Origin of the sequence: Mesorhizobium sp. M0664 (assembly GCF_040320565.1) — a bacterium.
Lineage (GTDB): Bacteria > Pseudomonadota > Alphaproteobacteria > Rhizobiales > Rhizobiaceae > Mesorhizobium.
Window position 1 is genome coordinate 1 of record NZ_JAMYPW010000116.1, and the last position, 857, is coordinate 857.

2 protein-coding genes and 1 pseudogene are annotated in these 857 nt (G+C 53.3%); all 3 read left to right on the top strand.

Going from position 1 to position 857, the window contains the following annotated elements; translation table 11 throughout:
* Positions 1–327, top strand: a 327-nt coding sequence (locus tag NKI39_RS34195; protein ID WP_352837567.1) for a colicin D domain-containing protein, incomplete at its 5' end; no start/stop codon positions are given.
* Complete coding sequence (locus NKI39_RS34200) at positions 324–596, top strand: colicin immunity domain-containing protein (RefSeq protein WP_352474379.1); 273 nt, start codon at positions 324–326, stop codon at positions 594–596. The genes NKI39_RS34195 and NKI39_RS34200, both read left to right, overlap by 4 nt.
* A 73-nt stretch (positions 597–669) precedes the next feature.
* Positions 670–857: pseudogene (locus NKI39_RS34205) on the top strand (transposase); the annotation flags it as partial.

Here is an 857-nt window from a genome sequence, read left to right on the forward strand (position 1 = left end):
GCGATCACCGATTCCCGTGGAAGGGGAAGTGCCATGACCAATCGAGACGTTAGACTGAGCAGAGGCGAGTTGAAAGCGTTGCTGTCGTCGGATGAGGACGGCTTTCGCAAGGTCTTGCAGATTGTGGTGCAGGAGGCTTTGGAGGCCGAGATGACGCAGGCCATCCAAGGAGCTTATCAAGGGCAATCAGTAACGCACTTCGTCGACCCGCAAACCGGCTTGAATGTCATTCGCGATAGTTCAGGAAATCTCCTGTCTGGATGGAAGCTCAGTCCCAAGCAGTTAGAATATGTCTTGACGACCGGAAAACTGGGAGGCGGACTATGAGCAGCGTATCTGGCGAATATCGTGCGTTGGTTGAAACCTTTCTCGCAAGGGAAATAGATGCTCCTAAGTTGGTAGAAATTTACTTAAAGAAATTTAAGGATGAGACGCGAGCCATCCCAGAGCAGGAGTTTAAGGTGATAGATGAGATCTTTGCTGACATTGACTCATACACTTCCGATATCAGCTTGATTAGAGAGAATCCTAGATTCTATGTTGACGAAGCACAACTGAGAGTAAAAGTTGCGGAGGCCCTAGACCGGCTCCCATGAGGCTTACCGGGATAACCGAAAGCAATTATCTCAATCCCGCTCTACAGCGGCGCGAGTTCGTGACAGAGCTCAAGCGGGCTCGCCGGCGGCAATCCGCGAAGTGCTGCCCGAGGCGGTCTGGCAGCGCTGCTACGTGCACTTCCTCAGAAACGCGCTCGACTACGTGCCGCGCAAGATCGACGACGATTGCCTGATGGAGCTCAGATGGTTCTACGACCGGCGCGACCTTGCCGAGGTCAAACGCGACCTGGCGCAGTGGAT

Coding starts and splice junctions, on each gene's coding strand:
- NKI39_RS34200 (WP_352474379.1), top strand. CDS start 324: ATGAGCAGCGTATCTGGCGAATATCGTGCGTTGGTTGAAACCTTTCTC.